Annotated in this window: 15 protein-coding genes; 7 read left to right on the top strand and 8 right to left on the bottom strand. The window is 68.6% G+C overall.

What is annotated here, in order from left to right; translation table 11 throughout:
* The first annotated feature begins 36 nt into the window (after nucleotides 1–36).
* Together OCQ_RS25055 and OCQ_RS25050 are read left to right on the top strand one after the other, a co-directional pair.
* Nucleotides 37–804 (top strand): SDR family oxidoreductase, encoded by a 768-nt coding sequence (locus tag OCQ_RS25055; protein WP_014386098.1) that lies wholly within the window; start codon nucleotides 37–39, stop codon nucleotides 802–804.
* A gap of 29 nt (nucleotides 805–833) precedes the next feature.
* Nucleotides 834–1568: a DUF899 domain-containing protein gene (locus tag OCQ_RS25050; protein WP_009957139.1), complete on the top strand. Its 735-nt coding sequence runs from the start codon at nucleotides 834–836 to the stop codon at nucleotides 1566–1568.
* Nucleotides 1569–1661: 93 nt separating this feature from the next.
* Here OCQ_RS25050 and OCQ_RS25045 read toward each other — a convergent pair whose 3' ends face one another.
* Together OCQ_RS25045 and OCQ_RS25040 are read right to left on the bottom strand one after the other, a co-directional pair.
* On the bottom strand, nucleotides 1662–1883 hold the full coding sequence (locus OCQ_RS25045; RefSeq protein WP_009957137.1) for a hypothetical protein: 222 nt from the start codon (nucleotides 1881–1883) through the stop codon (nucleotides 1662–1664).
* 43 nt (nucleotides 1884–1926) lie between these two features.
* Nucleotides 1927–2307 carry a nuclear transport factor 2 family protein gene (locus OCQ_RS25040; protein WP_009957136.1) on the bottom strand — a complete coding sequence of 127 codons (381 nt, stop codon included), beginning with the start codon at nucleotides 2305–2307 and terminating at the stop codon, nucleotides 1927–1929.
* 66 nt (nucleotides 2308–2373) lie between these two features.
* Here OCQ_RS25040 and OCQ_RS25035 point away from each other — a divergent pair, with 66 nt between their 5' ends.
* Nucleotides 2374–2871, top strand: a complete 498-nt coding sequence (locus OCQ_RS25035; RefSeq protein WP_014386097.1) for an SRPBCC family protein — start codon at nucleotides 2374–2376, stop codon at nucleotides 2869–2871.
* On the opposite strand, the gene OCQ_RS25030 is transcribed toward OCQ_RS25035, so the two are convergent.
* The 6 genes from OCQ_RS25030 to OCQ_RS25005 are packed head-to-tail and all read right to left on the bottom strand — an operon-like array spanning nucleotide 2849 to nucleotide 10284.
* Nucleotides 2849–3991, bottom strand: coding sequence for an NDMA-dependent alcohol dehydrogenase (locus tag OCQ_RS25030; protein ID WP_014386096.1), 1143 nt, complete (start codon nucleotides 3989–3991; stop codon nucleotides 2849–2851). The genes OCQ_RS25035 and OCQ_RS25030 overlap by 23 nt on opposite strands.
* A 14-nt stretch (nucleotides 3992–4005) precedes the next feature.
* Nucleotides 4006–5535, bottom strand: coding sequence for an acyl-CoA synthetase (locus OCQ_RS25025; protein ID WP_014386095.1), 1530 nt, complete (start codon nucleotides 5533–5535; stop codon nucleotides 4006–4008).
* Nucleotides 5520–6302, bottom strand: a complete 783-nt coding sequence (locus OCQ_RS25020) for an SDR family NAD(P)-dependent oxidoreductase (protein WP_009957131.1) — start codon at nucleotides 6300–6302, stop codon at nucleotides 5520–5522. Before OCQ_RS25020 ends, OCQ_RS25025 begins: the two co-directional genes overlap by 16 nt.
* Nucleotides 6295–7917, bottom strand: a complete 1623-nt coding sequence (locus OCQ_RS25015) for an AMP-binding protein (protein ID WP_014386094.1) — start codon at nucleotides 7915–7917, stop codon at nucleotides 6295–6297. The genes OCQ_RS25020 and OCQ_RS25015 overlap by 8 nt, the downstream gene beginning before the upstream one ends.
* A gap of 1 nt (nucleotide 7918) precedes the next feature.
* Nucleotides 7919–8668, bottom strand: a complete 750-nt coding sequence (locus OCQ_RS25010) for a GntR family transcriptional regulator (protein ID WP_008262192.1) — start codon at nucleotides 8666–8668, stop codon at nucleotides 7919–7921.
* Complete coding sequence (locus OCQ_RS25005) at nucleotides 8668–10284, bottom strand: SMP-30/gluconolactonase/LRE family protein (RefSeq protein WP_041785322.1); 1617 nt, start codon at nucleotides 10282–10284, stop codon at nucleotides 8668–8670. Before OCQ_RS25005 ends, OCQ_RS25010 begins: the two co-directional genes overlap by 1 nt.
* 219 nt (nucleotides 10285–10503) lie before the next feature.
* Here OCQ_RS25005 and OCQ_RS25000 point away from each other — a divergent pair, with 219 nt between their 5' ends.
* From OCQ_RS25000 to OCQ_RS24985, 4 genes are read left to right on the top strand one after another with little or no spacing between them, the layout of a single operon-like run.
* The gene (locus OCQ_RS25000; RefSeq protein ID WP_014386092.1) at nucleotides 10504–11358 is read left to right on the top strand and encodes an SDR family NAD(P)-dependent oxidoreductase; all 855 of its coding nucleotides are present in this window, start codon (nucleotides 10504–10506) and stop codon (nucleotides 11356–11358) included.
* The gene (locus tag OCQ_RS24995; protein ID WP_041785319.1) at nucleotides 11358–12758 is read left to right on the top strand and encodes an aromatic ring-hydroxylating oxygenase subunit alpha; all 1401 of its coding nucleotides are present in this window, start codon (nucleotides 11358–11360) and stop codon (nucleotides 12756–12758) included. Before OCQ_RS25000 ends, OCQ_RS24995 begins: the two co-directional genes overlap by 1 nt.
* Nucleotides 12755–14602 (top strand): flavin-containing monooxygenase, encoded by a 1848-nt coding sequence (locus tag OCQ_RS24990; RefSeq protein WP_014386090.1) that lies wholly within the window; start codon nucleotides 12755–12757, stop codon nucleotides 14600–14602. The genes OCQ_RS24995 and OCQ_RS24990 overlap by 4 nt, the downstream gene beginning before the upstream one ends.
* A complete protein-coding gene (locus OCQ_RS24985) occupies nucleotides 14599–15567 on the top strand; it encodes an SDR family NAD(P)-dependent oxidoreductase (RefSeq protein WP_014386089.1) in 969 nt (322 codons plus the stop codon). The genes OCQ_RS24990 and OCQ_RS24985 overlap by 4 nt, the downstream gene beginning before the upstream one ends.
* Nucleotides 15568–15580 lie beyond the last annotated feature (13 nt).

The following is a 15580-nucleotide window of genomic DNA, read 5'->3' as shown; positions in this document are numbered from 1 at the left end:
GCACGGCCGCAGTCCACGCGAGGAAGCGAGCACGACATGAACAAGACCCCAAACCCCGGCGCCGACGGGTTCGCCGGCAGCACCGCGATCGTGACCGGGGCCGGCCGCGGCTTCGGCCGCGCGATCGCCACCGCGTTGGCGACCGCCGGCGCCGAGGTCGTCGGCGTCGCGCGCACCCGATCGCAGCTCGAGGAGGTGCGCGCCCAACTAGGCGACACCTTCACCCCGGTGGTGGCCGACGCCGCCGATCCGGTGACGGCCGGCCGGCTCATCGACCGGCACCGGCCGCGCACCCTGGTGCTGTGCGCCGGGGCGGCGCCGCGGATGGCGCCGCTGCAGGATCAGACCTGGGAGTCGTTCAGCGACAACTGGAACTCCGACGTCGCGCAAGTGTTCCACTGGGTTCGTCACGCGCTGCGGCGCCCGCTGGCGCCGGGCAGCTCGGTGATCGTGATGTCCAGCGGCGCCGCCCTGGCCGGATCACCGCTGTCCGGTGGCTACGCGGGCGCCAAGGCGACCGTACGGTTCCTCGCCGGCTATGCCGCCCTCGAATCGCAACGCGCCGGGCTCGGGATCGGCTTCACCGCCGTGCTGCCGCGGTTGACCCCGGCCACCGGCCTGGGCGCGGCCGCCGTCGCCGCCTACGCCGAGCGCCAAGGCGTCGACGTCGACACCTTCTTACAGGCCGCCGGGCCCGCGCTCACCGCCGAACAGGTGGGCAAGTCGGTGCTCGAGATCGCCACCGCCGGCCCGGACCACGACGCCTACCTGCTCACCTCCGCCGGCCTCGCGCCGCTGACCTGAAAACACCCGAGTCCGAAAGGCGCACAGCGATGAACACACCCCCGATCGTGACGGCCCAGGAGTGGGCGAGCGCGCATCGAGAGCTGCTGGAAGAGGAGAAGAAGCTCACCCGGGCCCGTGACGCGCTCGCGGCCCGCCGGCGCCGGATGCCCTGGATGGAGGTGGACTCCGACTACCGGTTCGAGGGACCCGAGGGCACGGTCAACCTGGCGGGTCTGTTCGGCGGCAGGCGCCAACTCATCGTCTACCGTGCGTTCTACGGGCCCGACATCGACGGCTGGCCCGAGCGCGGTTGCCGGGGCTGCTCGATGATGGCCGACCACGTCGGCAACCTGGCCCACCTGAACGCCCGCGACACCACGCTGGTGTTCGCCTCACGCGCGCCGCAGGCCGACATCGCGCGCCTGAAGGAGCGGATGGACTGGAAGATGCCCTGGTACACGATCACCGACGGCTTCGACGCGGATTTCGGCGTGGACGAATGGCACGGCACCAACGCCTTCATCCGTGACGGCGATCGGGTGTTTCGCACCTACTTCATCAACAACCGCGGCGACGAGGCGCTGGGGACCACCTGGAGCTTCCTGGACATGACCGCGCTCGGACGCCAGGAAACCTGGGAGGATTCGCCGGAGGGCTATCCGCAGACCGCTCCCTACGAGTGGTGGGACTGGCACGACGCGTACGGCGAGCACGAGCCCTCACGCTGGTTCGGTGACCCCGACCCGAACAACCCCAACGACATCCGGCCACCGAAGAGCTAAGTGGCACAGGCTGTTTGGCGCGGCCCGAAAACACGAATGCGCGGTAGCCGTCGAACGGCTACTCGCGCATTTGTTCCGCCGAGAATTCGTCGGCTATAAAATTCGGTGGTTCGCCCTGCCGACCTGGTAGCCGGTGGGGAACGATTTCTCGATGACCTGCAGTTGGTGATCCACCCGGGACTCGAGCTCGAGGACCACGCAGTCGCTGAGCGCCTTCGATTCGAGAACTATGTACCGCTGACCACAATCGGTGATCGGGTCGCCCGAGTGCAATTTCTCGACCGGCACCGACTCCGGAGTTCCATCTGCCTCCATCCATGACACGTTAGGTCAATTCCGCAAGCGAGGGAATAGACCGCTACGTGGCGGCGCCGGCCTGGCGCTGCTTGAAGAACACGCTGACGTGAACGATCAATCCGTCGTCGTCCCGCTCGAAGAGGATGCATTCGGGCCACGTGGTCGCGACGCCATCGATCTCGAACGTCTCGGACAGCTCGGCGTAGGAGGTTCGGGCGTCGACGTGCGAGATCCGCCGCACCTGCAACCGGTGGCCCTGCAGAGCGGTGCATACCTTGCGCAGGTAGGCGACGTAGTGCGCCTTGCCCTCGACGACGTCGCAGAACGGACCCTCCCGGGTCAGGCCGTCCTCGGCGAGGGTGCCGGCCAGTCCGTCCCAGTCGTGATCGGTCAGGCATTGCAGGTAACGCTCGACCGCTTGACCTTCCGCCGCGTCGCCCATCACGCCTCCGCTCCTGGCATTGCGCCGAGCGTAACGCTGCGGCGGAAAAACCGGCAGAATGTCGCCGTGGCGTTACATGCGCGGGCGCGGTCGCTGCTTTTCGTGCACGCCGACCGGACGCTGTCCGAGCGCGTGCCCGCGCCGCCCGATGCGGTGCGCGGCTTCTACGTGGACCTGGACAACATCAGGCTCGTGCACCCGCTGATCGTGTCAGTGGAAACGTTGTCCCGCGGCGAAACCCCGGAGGGCTACCAGCAGAGCTATCGGGTGGTCGATCGAATCCCCTTGGGGCCGCTGACCATCCGCACCGCCTATCACGCCCGGCTGCGAGTGCCGGCCGACGGCGACGTGCTGACGGAGGCCGCCCAGTCACCCGGGGTGCGGTTACGCGGCATGGTGAGTTTCGTGCCCGACGACGGCGGCACCCGGGTCACCGAGCGCATCCGGATCTCCGCGCCGCGGCTCCTGGCCGGGGTGACCGTCCGCGAGGCGGTCAAGGCGCACGCCGAGATGCTGGCCGGCATCCGCAGGCACTTCGAAGTCACGCACCCGCGAAATCGATGACGCCGCGAATGTTGCGGCCCTCGCGCAGATCCACGAACGCCTCGTTGATCTGGTCGAGCCGGTAGTGGCGGGTGACCAACTCGTCGAGTTTCACCGCGCCCGCCTGGTACAACGACAGCAGCATCGGCACGCTGGTGCGCGGATTCATGCCGCCGTAGAGCGCGCCCCTGAGCTGTTTGGCCGACAGCGTCATCTCCTGCAGGACCAACGGGACCGGGGGTTCGGTGAACGGGGTGATGCCGGTGAGCACGCAGATCCCGCCTTTGCGAAGCAGCGCCATCGCCAACGGAAGCAGGTCCACGTGCACCACGCCGGGGCAGACGACGACGCGGTCGGCCATCAGGCCGGCGGTGATCTCCCTGACCAGAGGTATCGCGTCCTCGGCGGAGGCGGCGGTGTGCGTGGCGCCGAAGACCTTGGCCGAATCGCGCTTGGACTCAACAGGATCCACCGCGACGACGTATTTGGCGCCCACGGCGCGCGCGCCTTGCAGGGCGTTCATCCCGACACCGCCCGCACCGATGACGACGACGGTGTCGCCGGGTTCGGTGCCCGCCGAGATCGTCGCGGACCCCCAGCCGGTGCTCACCCCGCACGACACCAGCGAGGCGGCATGGAACGGGATCGCGTCGTCGATCTTGATGACGGAGCGTTCCGATAGCACCGCGTATTCGGCGAACGTGCCGAGTTGCCCGTAGGCCAACAGGTTTTCGTCACCGAGGTGGCGCCGGCAGGTGCCGTCGGTGGGCATCTCCCGCACGAACAGGCTCGCGCCGATGTCGCAGATGTAGCTCTGGCCGTTGACACAGAACCGGCAGCTGCCGCACGCGGGGATGAAGGAGAGCGCCACGTGGTCTCCCGGACGCACCGAGGTCACGCCGGGCCCGATTTCTTCAACGACGCCGGCTCCCTCGTGACCGCCGAGCAGCGGGAACCAGTCCGGCGCCGGCTGGCCGCTCGCGGCCAGCGCCTCGGGGGTCGGCACCACATCGCCGGTGAACAGATGATCGTCGGAGTGGCAGATCCCGGCAACGGCCATGCGCACCAGGACTTCACCGCCGCGGGGCGGATCCAGCTCGATCTCGCGGATCTCCCAGTCCTGGCCGACCCCGCGGATCACAGCGGCGCGACACTTCATTGCGACCTCCCTGATGTCTCATGGCATTCCCGCAGCGGCGCCAGGCGGGCCCGCAGTTCCCGCTTGAGCACCTTGCCGTAGCTGTTTTTTGGTAGCTCGTCGACGAATTCGTAGCGCTTGGGACGTTTGAACCGGGCGATGCGCGTCAGCAGGTGCGCGTCGAGCGCCGCGGCGTCGACGGGATCGCCTGTGCCGACGACGAATGCGACCACCACCTCGCCCCACTCGGCGTCGGGGGCGCCGACCACGCACGCCTCCGCGACCGCGGGGTGCTCGAGCAGGACCTCCTCGACCTCGCGCGGGTAGATGTTGCTGCCGCCGCTGATGACGACGTCCTTCGACCGATCGCGCAGCGTGAGGAAACCGCGCGCGTCGAACGAGCCCATGTCGCCGGTGTACAGCCAGCCCTCTTTGAGCGTGGCGCGGGTGGCATCGGGGTTGCGCCAGTAGCCGGACATGACCGCGTCGCCGCGGCAGACGATCTCGCCGATCTCGTCGACGGGCGCCGGGTCGCCGCCGGCGCGCAGCACCGCGACGTCCATCCCGGACCGCGCATAGCCGACCGATCCCAGGATTGCGTCGTCGCCGGATTCGTGGTCGGCGCGGCGCAGCCCGGTGATGGTCATCGGTGACTCGCCCTGCCCGTAGATCTGGGCGAAGATCGGGCCGAACGCCGCAATCGCCTTGCGCAGGCTTTCGACATACATCGGGCCGCCGCCGTAGACGATCGACTTCAGGTTGGCCGGGCGGGCGCGGCCCGTGCCCACCAGGCGCTGCACCATCGTCGGGGCGAGAAACGCGCTGCCGGCGGGGTGATGCTCGCACAGATCGAGGAACTCGTCGGGGTCGAATGCGCCCGAGGCGGGCACCACCTGGCGGGCGGCGCGCAGCACGTACGGCAGGACGTAGAGCCCCGAGCCGTGCGACATGGGCGCCGCGTGCAGGAGGCTGCACCGTTCGTCCGGGTCGTCGATGTCGGCGAGGTGGGCCACGGTCATCGCGGTCAGGTTGCGGTGCGACAGCATCGCGCCCTTCGATCGGCCGGTGGTCCCGCTGGTGTAGAACAGCCAGGCTAGCGCCGACGGATCGGTGCGCGGCTTCGCCGACGGGGCGACGGTGACCCGCCGCGAGTAGTCCTGCGACTCAAAGGTTTCCATCGGTGTCGTGGTGATCGGCGCCAGTTCGCCGGCGATCGCCGTGGAGGCGAACACCCGCGCCGCGCCCGCGTCGTCGAGGATCTCGGCCATCTCGCGCGGATGCAGCTTGTAGTTAATGGGGACGACGACGCACTCGGCGGCCCAGATCGCGAACATCAACTCGATGATCTCGGGACGGTTGTGGGTCGCGATCGCGAGGCGGGCACCGGCGGCGTGCTGTTTTCGGATCGACGCGGCCAGGCGTAAGGCCCTGTCGCGCAGCTCGATCCAGGTGTACAGGCGCCGGGTGCCGTGATACACCGCGCCGCGGTGGGGGTGCCGGCTCGCGGCCTGATCGAGCATCGCGAACAGGTTCACCGCTCCGTCCACCGCGAGGACAAGGCGAACTCCGACAGATACTTCGTCGAACTCCATCCGCCGTCGACCACGATCGTCTGGCCGTTGATGAAACTTCCGCCCGGCGAGCACAAGAACGCGACCGTGCTAGCGATGTCGTCGACGCGGCCCAACCGCGGGTGCGGCGTCATCTCGGTGTTGATCTTGCGGAATCGCTCGTCCTGCAAGCGCTTCTCGACCATCGGTGTGACCGTGACGCCAGGCGCGACGGCGTTGCAACGGATGCCGGACGCGCCGTACTGGCAGGCGATGTGGGTGGTCAGCGCGGTCAGCCCGCCCTTGGCCGCGGAGTAGGCCCCGCCCCGCAGGCCGCCGACGACCGCGAACGTCGATGTCACGTTGATGATCGCCGAGCCGGGTCCCATGTGGGGCAGCACGTCACGCGCGAGCCGAAACGGTGCCCGTAGCATCAAACCCAGGAAGTAGTCCAGGGTTTCGTCGTCGGTTTCGTGCAGCGGCTTGGGGCTGCCGACTCCGGCGTTGTTGATCAGGAAGTCGATGTGGCCCCATCGCTGCACGGCGAGGTCCACGATGCGTCGCGGTGCGTCGTCGTCGGTCAGGTCGACGGCAAGTGTGGCAACGCGATCCGGATCGCCGATGGCCGTGTGCAGTTCGGCCAGCCGGTCCTGGTCGCGGCCCGTGCCCAGGACCGCCATGCCCATCTCGGCGAGTTTCGTGGCGCAGCCCAGGCCGATGCCGCTGCTTGCGCCCGTGACGATTGCGACCTGCATCTCACCCATCCTTAGTCTCCACCCGCGTGAGCGCCGCCCGGATCCGATGCTTGAGCACCTTGCCCGCGTCGTTCTTCGGCAGGGCATCCCAGATCACGACCTGTTCTGGCGCCTTGAATTTGGCGACGCCCTTGCTCACCAGCAGCGCAAGCAAACTCGCGACGTCCGGGCGCTGCGCGCCCACGGGGACGATCACCGCGCAGGCCCGCTCCCCGGTGCGCTCGTCGGGCAGCCCGACCACAGCGATCTCGGCGATGCCGGGATGGTCGGCGAGCAGGTCCTCGACCTCCTTGGCCGAGATGTTCTCGCCGCTGCGGATGATGACGTCCTTGGCCCGTCCCGTCACGACGAGGTACCGGTCTCCGGAACCGGTCGAGACCCAGCGCCCGAGATCCCCGGTGCGGAAAAACCCATCGGCATCGAAGGAATCGTCTTGGGGATGGCGGTAGCCCAGCAGCATCTGCGGCCCGCGCAGGTAGATTTCGCCGTCACCGGCGGGTGCGGCATCGTGGGGGACGAGCTTGATCTCGGCGATGCCGGCCCTGCCGTCGGTATCCGCGGCGCTGTCGGCTTCGTCGGGCCGGGGCGCGCCGACGGTCGCGACGGGCACCTCGGTGCAGCCGTACACCCGGGTGACCACCGCGCGGGCGAAATAGTCTGCGGCGCGCCGGATCAGCGACGGCGATACCGACGCGCCGCCGCAGATGAACACCTTCAGGTCGGGCAGGCGGGTGCCGCGGCCTTCGGCGGCGGACAGCAGCTGCTGCAGAAACGGCGTGGCCCCCGCCATGTGGGTGCACCGTTCGGCGTTCATCAGCGCGACCGCCTGCGCCGGATCCCACCGGTCCATCAGCACCGCGGTGGTGCCCAGCAGCAGCGGGCATTCGAAGGCATAGATCGAGCCGCCGATATGGGCGACCGGCGACGGGACCAGGAACGTGTCGCCGGGCTCGATGCTCCAGTGCTCGCGGAGCTGGCGGATCAGGGCATGCAGCGAATTGTGAGTGTGCAGGACACCTTTCGGGCGGCTGGCGGTCCCCGAGGTGTACAGGATCATCCGCGCGGCGTCGGGATCGAGCGCCGGAAGCGTCGCGGGGTCCGGCGCATGGTCGAGCAGGTCCGGATAGGGGGTGTGCGGACCGGCGTGCCCGGTTTCGCGCAGCACCACGACCTCGGGCGCGGTGTCCATCGCGGCCGTCACCCGTTCGAGCATCGCCCCGTAGTCGTGGCCGCCGAATCGGTGCGGGGCGAATAGCATTGCGGTGCCGGCGTCTTCGAGAATGAAGCGCAGGTCGCGGTCGCGCAGCGACGGAAGGATCGGGTTCACCACCATGCCGGCCAGCGTCGCGGCCAGATAGATGACGGCGGACTCATGCCAGTTCGGCAGCATGAAGGACACGACGCTGCCGGTGGGCATGCGCGCCAGCATCGCCGCGGCCAGCGCGCCGGCCTGCGCGTGCAGTGTGGCGCAGTCCAGCCGAACATCCTTGTCCACCAACACCGTTCGGTGCGGCGACGTCTGCGCGGCCGCGCGCAGGGAATCGGCGAGCGTGGTGTGCACCCACAGTCCGCGCCGGTAGGCCTCTGACGCATGCGCCGCGTCGTGGCGGGCCCGGGCGAGCAACTCAGCCGGCCTGACCGGTGACGCGACGCATGGTCATCGCATACCGAAACCTCGACGACAGGTGGGTGTTGATCGTCACCTGGGCCACCTCGCCGTCGGAGGTCGTGTAGGTGCGCCGCATCTGCAGTGCGGCCGTTCCCGCGTCCACGCCGAGGCCGTCGGCCAGTTCCGGGGAGAGCAGGACGGCCGCGATCTCCTGGTGCAACTGGGCGACGCTCACGCCGAAAAGATCCTCGATCAACGGGAAGATCGGGCCGGCATGGCGTTGCAGCAGCCTGCCCACCGCGGCGAAACTGCGGCTGATGTAGTACTCCGTCCGGCACATCGGCACCGACGCGCCGTCGGCCTGCCGGTAGCCACGCACCGAGAGCCACTGGGTGCCGGGCTCGAGTCCGGTCCGGGCGGCGAGGTCGTCGTCGATCGTCACCATCGCGTTGGATTCGATGGTCAGCTGCGCGCCGGCGGCGAACGCGAGCAGGTCGTCGATCGACATCGCGTCCTGGGCATAGGAACTCGACGCCGGGCGGGGTACCACCCGGGTGCCCGCCCGCGGCCGGGAGGCGACCAGGTTGTCCTCGCGGAGCCGGCGCAACGCTTCGCGAACGGTGTAGCGGCTCACCGCGAAGCGCTCACACAGTTGGTGCTCGGTCGGCAGCTGCGACCCCACCGGGTAGACCCCGTCGACGATCTCCTTGCGCAGCGTGCGGGCGATCTGCAGGTAGCGGTGGTCGCCCGCGATGGCCTGGGACATCAGTGGCCCGTGGGGCGCAGGGCGAGCACGCTGCCCTCGCCGTCGGCCGAGATGTACAGCGTCCCATCGGCCGCGGCCGTGATGCCGGCGAACGGACCCTGTGGCCCCGAAAACGGCGGCATGCCGCGCAGTGGCTTGGGAGTCACGCCCGGCGGGGGACCGACCGGCAGCCCGGACGCGATCGTCCGGCGTCCGTGGCCGGCGAGGTCGAAGGCGATCAGTTCCTTGGCGCCGGCATCGACCACGTAGAGCACACCGTCGCGGACCAGAATGCCCTGCGGCCGTTGCAGATCGGCCACGACGGTGTCGGCCCGCGACCCGGCCGGCCGGACCACCCGGCCCGCGCCCGCCTCCGCCACCAGCGGGGCCCCGTCGGCGTCGATCGCGACCCCGACCGGCTCGCGCAGATCGGTCGCCAGCACGTCGACACCTCCGGACCGCAGCGACAACACCCGCCCGGTCCCCAACTCCGCAACCACCACACCGCCTGGGGTCACCGCGACACCGTAGAGCTGGTCGAAACCGTCGGCCAGCACCTCGGTTTCGCCGGCTTCGGGCCGGTAACGGGCGACCTGGCCGCCCGAGGTCGTGACGACGAACTCGCCGGGCCCGCCGGCGGCGAGGCCGCGCAGGAACCCGGGATAGCCGGGGCTGAACAACATTCCCGCGGTCTGCAGGGACCCGTCGGGCAGGACGACATAGAAGTACGTGCCGTCGGCGATGTAGAGCTGCCCGTCCTGGCCCACGGCCAGGTCCAGCGGCCAGTTGAGTCCGCCCGGCAACACCGATGTCGTTGCGCCGTCGGGCGATATCTCGGTGATCTCGCCACTGAAGTTGGAGACGAACAGCCGGTCGCCGACGAAGGTGCAGTTGTCCAGCCCCGGATTCAGCTGGGCGAGCAGGCGACGTTCGCCGCTGCGGGGATCGATGCGCAGCACCTGCCCGCTGGCCACCTGGGTGGAGACGAGGTAGCCCCGGGCGTCGAACTTCACCGAGTCGGGGACGCCGAGATCTTTTGCGACACAGTGTGGCTCGCCGCCGTCGGGGTCGACGCGCCAGATTTCGTTGGCGCCCATCACCGGGAAGTACAGCAGGCCGTCGGGACCGACCTCCATCGCGTTCGGTGAGGGCACGTTCTCCAAGAGCACCCGTGGCGGGCCGCCCGACAGGTCGAATTCCAGCAGCCGCCCGCCCTCCCGGCATTCACCGATGAACAACCGGCGGTCATGGAACGTGATGCCGTTGGCCGACGGGACGTCGTCGCGCAGCACCCGCGTCCGGCCGCTGGTCTCGCGCACGCTGACCCGGCCGTCCATCACCTCGGTCGCGTACAGGTTGCCGCGGGGATCGAACGCGACGTCGTCGGGTGCCACGATGTCGCCGCCCTTGGGACTGGTGGTCACCAGTTCCCCGGTGCGGTGGTCCAGCGCGCTGATCTGACTGCCGGTCACCTGCGCGATGTAGATGCGGCCGTCCGGGCCGGTGCGCAGCCCGTTGGCCCCGAACAGCCGGCTCGGCGCGGTCAACCGGTCGAGTTCCCAGCCCGGAGCGACGTCGATCGCGTCCGGGACTGCGTACCGCGTGGGCTGCGTTGAGAGGGCCCTTGAAATGGACATGCTCGCCGAGGTCCTTCCGTCAGCCGGTTGGGCTGGACGTTATCAATTCCTCGTAGTCCAGACAATAGCCACGACGGTGTCTCGGCTCGATCTTGACAGCGAAGTCCGCCGCTCGGAATAGTGTTCTCCCAGGGACAGAGTGCCATATTTTGTCCGGACAAACTGGTAGCGAATGTCGCGGCCGGCGCGGGACGGCGCCGTCGGGGCCGAAAGCAGGTCATGGACGATCAATTCGGGCACCTCAGGCTTGATGGTCGCGTCGTGGTGGTCTCCGGCGCCGGCGGAGGCGGCATCGGCACCACCGTCACAGCCATGACCGCCCGGGCCGGGGCCACCGTGATCGCGGTGAGCCGATCGAAAGAAAACCTCGACGAGCACATCGCCCCGCTGCCCGCCCACGGCCTGGCCGTGGTGCCCGTCGCGGCCGACGCGTCCACCGACGAGGGCATCGCCGCGGTGATCGACCACGCGCGCCGCGCCGACGGAAGCTTGTACGGGCTGGTCAATGTCGCCGGCGGCGCCGAGCCGTCGACGTGGATGCCGTCGACGCGCGTGACCCGCGGCGACTGGCGCAAGATCTTCGCCGACAACCTCGAGACGGCGTTCTTCATGAGCCAGGCCGTGGCGGCCGAGCTCGTCGCGCAAAGACTGCCGGGGTCCATCGTGTCGATCTCGTCGATCAGCGGCATGAACACCGCGCCGTTTCACATCGCCTACGGGACCGCCAAGGCCGCGATCACCGCGATGACCCGCACGATGGCCCTCGAGTTGGCGCAGGCCGGAATCCGGGTCAACGCCGTCGCGCCCGGCGTCACCGAGACGGCGGCCTCGCGCACCTACGTCGACGAGGACCCCGAACGGGATCGGCAGGCGATCGCCATGGGACGGCGGGGCCGGCCCGAGGAGCAGGCCGGCGCCATCCTGTTTCTGCTCTCGGAGATGTCGAGCTATATCACCGGCCAGACGCTGTTGGTCGACGGCGGCCTGGACCTCAAATGGAGCCATCTCGGCGCCGACAACACGTCGCTCTTCTTGCGTGACGAATCCTTCCGCGCGGCCATTAGGAGGATGTGATGACCGATCTCGCCAAGGGCACGAATTCCGCCGGGGCCGAGGAACTCTCGTCCCCGATGACGATCGGCGTCGAGGCATACATCTCCGAGGACTACGCCCGCGCCGAGCGCGACAAGCTGTGGCGGCGGGTCTGGCAGCAGGTCGGCCGCGTCGAGGAACTACCCGAGGTGGGCAGCTATTTGACCTACGACATCCTCGACGACTCGATCATCGTGGTGCGCACCGGCCACAACGAATTTCACGCGCACCACAACGTGTGCATGCACCGCGGCCGCCGGCTGATCGACACCCCCGAGGGCGCCAAGAACGCCTGTGCCCGCACCCGAAAGTCGTTCGTCTGCGGCTTTCACGGCTGGACCTATGGCTTGGACGGGGCGTGCACGCGCATCCGCGAGCAACAGGACTGGCAGGGAGCGCTCACCCCGGACAACACCCACCTTCGACCGGTTCGGGTCGACACCTGGGGCGGCTGGTTGTGGATCAACATGGACCCCGACTGCGAGCCGCTGGCCGATTACCTGTTCCCCGCCGCGAAGATCCTCGACCCGTTCGGGTGTGAGAACTTGCGCTACAAGTGGCGCAAATGGCTTGAATTTGACTGCAACTGGAAGGTCGCGCTGGAAGCGTTCAACGAGACCTACCACGTCTACACCACGCACCCCGAGTTCAACAAGTTCGGCGAGTTCAAGGGGTGGGCGAAAGCCCAAGGCAGACACAGCAACATCGGCTACGACGCCCCAGAGGACATGGAGGCCACCAAGTCCAAGATCCGCCTCGGCATCGGCGCCGACCCGCGGGTGTCCACCGCGGAGATGCAGGTGTACACGATGGAGGAGACCAACGCCACCACCACCCAGACGCTGGTGAACGCGGCCAAGCGACTCGTCGACGAGTTGCCCGAGGGGACGCCGGCCGACAAGGTCCTCGAGCACTGGCTGGCATCGGCGCGCCGCGACGACGAGGCCCGTGGCGTCGTCTGGCCGACGATTCCCGCCGACATCCTCGGGCAGGCCGGCACCGCGTGGCAGATCTTTCCGAACTTCCAGATCGGACAGGGCCTGACCAGCGCGCTGTGTTACGGCGCGCGACCGCACCCCAGCTACAACCCCGACAAGTGCATCTTCGAGGTGTCGGTGTTCGAGCTGTACCCGAAAGGCCAAGAGCCCCAGACCGAGTGGGAGTACACCCCGGTCGGGGATCCCCGTTGGCGGTCGGTCCTACCGCAGGACTTCTCCAACATGGCGGCCGTGCAGCAGGGGATGAAGTCACTCGGCTTCGCCGGCACCAAGCCCAACCCGTACCGCGAACGCAGCACCGTCAACCTGCACTACCAATTGTCGAGATACATGGGTACCGGTGAGCCCCAGGAACTGTCACGCAAGGAGTCACCATCGGCATGACCATGCACCAGGACAGCTGCGGGCCCACCCAGACGCCCGACGACGTCGACATCGCCGCGCTGCGCGAGAAGTACCGGCTGGAACGCGAAAAGCGGCTGCGCAAGGAAGGTTCCAAGCAGTACATCGAACTGGAGGACGACTTCGCCGGGTACTACGAGGTCGATCCCTACACCCCGGCCGCGCCACGCGACCCGATTTCGGAGGACATCGACGTCGCGGTCCTCGGTGGCGGCTTCGGTGGATTGCTGTCGGCGGCCCACCTGAAGAAGGCGGGCGTCGACGACGTACGCGTGATCGAACTCGGCGGCGACTTCGGCGGTGTCTGGTACTGGAACCGATACCCGGGCATCCAGTGCGACAACGAATCCTACTGCTACATCCCGCTTCTCGAAGAGCTCGATTTCATGCCGTCGAAGAAGTTCGCCGACGGCGCCGAGATTTACCAGCACTGCCGCAACATCGGCAAGCATTTCGGCCTCTACGATTCGGCGATCTTCTCCACCCAGGTGCGCGATCTGCGTTGGGACGAGGAGATCAAGCGCTGGCGAATCGGCACCAACCGCGGCGACGACATCCGCGCCCGGTTCGTGGTGCTGGCGTCGGGCCCCTTCCACCGGCCCAAACTGCCCGGCATTCCTGGGATCAAGGACTTCAAGGGCCACGCGTTCCACTCGTCGCGGTGGGACTACGACTACACCGGCGGCGACAGCGGCGGCAACCTGCACAAGCTCGCCGACAAGCGCGTCGCCGTCATCGGCACCGGCGCCACCGCGATCCAGATCGTCCCGTTCCTGGCCCGAGACGCCCAGCACCTCTACGTCTTTCAGCGCACCCCTTCGACCGTCGACGAACGCAACAACGCGCCGACCGACCCGGAGTGGGCGAAGTCGTTGCGGCCGGGCTGGCAGCGGGAACGGCAACGCAACTTCCACTCCTGGACCTTCGAGGGCATGGCGCTGGGTCAGCCGGACCTGGTGTGCGACTTCTGGACCGAACTCGGGCGCAACACCGCGGCCCGGGTGCTCGCGCTGGACGACCCCGCGTCGCTGACGCCCGAGCAGTTCATGGCGATCCGCGAGGAAGAGGATTACAAGCTGATGGAGCGGCTGCGCCGCCGCATCGACGTGATCGTCGAGGACGCGCAGACCGCCGAGGCGCTCAAGCCCTACTACCGGTTCCTGTGCAAGCGGCCACTGTCCAACGACGAGTACCTGCCGATGTTCAACCGGCCCAACGTCACCCTCGTCGACGTCTCCGATTCCAAAGGGGTGGAACGGATCACCGAAAAGGGGCTGGTGGCGGGCGGCGTCGAGTACGAGGTCGACTGCATCATCTATGCCAGCGGCTTCGAGATCACCACCGAGATCAGCCGCCGCTATTCCATGGAGACGATCGAGGGCCGCGACGGGCTGTCGCTGTTCGACCACTGGCGCGACGGCTACAAGACGCTGCACGGGATGACCAGCCGCGGCTTCCCGAACCAGTTCTATACCGGTTTTACCCAGGTCGGCATCTCCGCCAACATCGCCGCCAACTACGAGCTGCAGGGCGAGCACATCGCCTACATCATCGCCGAGGCGTTGAAGCGGGGCGCGACCACCGTGGAGCCCAGCGCGGCGGCCCAGGAGCAGTGGTGCGCGACGATCCGGGAAACCGCCGTCGACAACTCGGCTTTCGACGCCCAGTGCACGCCCGGCTACTACAACAACGAAGGCGGCGGCGGGGGAGAGGGCATCCGGTCACACCTGGGCGAACCGTACGGCCCCGGCTTTTACGCGTTCGAGGACTTGCTGCGCGTGTGGCGTGACAGGGGCGACCTGGACGGGTTGGTGCTCGGCACTTGAGCGAAACCCCTGCAGAGCAACTACGATTCGACGGCCGCGTCGCCGTGGTGACCGGGGCCGGCCGCGGGTTGGGTCGCGCCTACGCGCAGCTGCTGGCCTCGCGTGGGGCGAAGGTGGTCGTCAACGACGTCGGCGGCGGCCTCGACGGCGAAGGGGTCGACGCCGGCCCGGCGGAGCGGGTCGTCGCCGAGATCACCGCGGCCGGCGGACAGGCCGTCGCGTGCAGCGCTTCGGTCGCGACCGCAGCGGGCGGCGACGCGATCATCGCGACCGCGCTCGAGCACTATGGCCGCGTCGACATCCTGGTGCACAACGCCGGCAACGTCCGCCGCGGCTCGCTGAAGGAGATGAGCTACGGGGACTTCGACGCCGTGCTCGACGTGCACCTGCGCGGCGCGTTCAACGTCGTGCGCCCGGCGTTCCCGCTCATGTGCGGGGCGGGCTACGGCCGCATCGTGCTGACGTCGTCGATCGGCGGCCTGTACGGAAACCGCGACGTGGCCAACTACGCGGCCGCCAAGGCGGGCGTCATCGGGTTGTCCAATGTCGCCGCGCTCGAGGGCGCCGCCGAGGGTGTCCGCTGCAACGTGATCGTGCCGGCGGCGGTGACGCGCATGGCGGACGGCATCGACACCTCCGCCTACCCGCCGATGGGCCCGGAACTCGTTGCGCCCGTGGTGGGTTGGCTCGCGCACGAATCCTGCTCGGTGACCGGGGAAATATACATCGCGCTGGCGGGCCGCGTGGCCCGGGCGGTCGTCGCGGAGAGCCCCGGCGTGTGCCGGTCGTCGTGGACGATCGAGGACGTCGGCAGCCATCTGGACGCGATCCGCTACGCGGAGGCGCCGCTGATCTTCCCGGTCGTCCCGGATGGCCATGACGAGCACATCCGCTACAGCTTCGAGCTGGCGCAGAGGTCAAGCGAACTCCATGGCTCGCCCGATCAAGGAGCGCTCAATGGCTAGCCCCGCGGGCCCG

Source organism: Mycobacterium paraintracellulare, assembly GCF_000276825.1.
Taxonomy (GTDB): domain Bacteria; phylum Actinomycetota; class Actinomycetes; order Mycobacteriales; family Mycobacteriaceae; genus Mycobacterium; species Mycobacterium intracellulare.
The sequence above is the reverse complement of the archived record's forward strand: the minus strand, read 5'-3'. Positions and strand labels throughout refer to the sequence as shown.

Bases quoted from the DNA above. Each gene is read 5' to 3' on its own strand.
- OCQ_RS25020 (WP_009957131.1), bottom strand. From the start codon at position 6,302: ATGGGTGAGATGCAGGTCGCAATCGTCACGGGCGCAAGCAGCGGCATC.
- OCQ_RS25050 (WP_009957139.1), top strand. From the start codon at position 834: ATGAACACACCCCCGATCGTGACGGCCCAGGAGTGGGCGAGCGCGCAT.
- OCQ_RS25040 (WP_009957136.1), bottom strand. From the start codon at position 2,307: ATGGGCGACGCGGCGGAAGGTCAAGCGGTCGAGCGTTACCTGCAATGC.
- OCQ_RS24995 (WP_041785319.1), top strand. From the start codon at position 11,358: ATGACCGATCTCGCCAAGGGCACGAATTCCGCCGGGGCCGAGGAACTC.
- OCQ_RS24990 (WP_014386090.1), top strand. From the start codon at position 12,755: ATGACCATGCACCAGGACAGCTGCGGGCCCACCCAGACGCCCGACGAC.
- OCQ_RS25055 (WP_014386098.1), top strand. From the start codon at position 37: ATGAACAAGACCCCAAACCCCGGCGCCGACGGGTTCGCCGGCAGCACC.
- OCQ_RS25000 (WP_014386092.1), top strand. From the start codon at position 10,504: ATGGACGATCAATTCGGGCACCTCAGGCTTGATGGTCGCGTCGTGGTG.
- OCQ_RS25045 (WP_009957137.1), bottom strand. From the start codon at position 1,883: ATGGAGGCAGATGGAACTCCGGAGTCGGTGCCGGTCGAGAAATTGCAC.
- OCQ_RS25005 (WP_041785322.1), bottom strand. From the start codon at position 10,284: ATGTCCATTTCAAGGGCCCTCTCAACGCAGCCCACGCGGTACGCAGTC.
- OCQ_RS25010 (WP_008262192.1), bottom strand. From the start codon at position 8,668: ATGTCCCAGGCCATCGCGGGCGACCACCGCTACCTGCAGATCGCCCGC.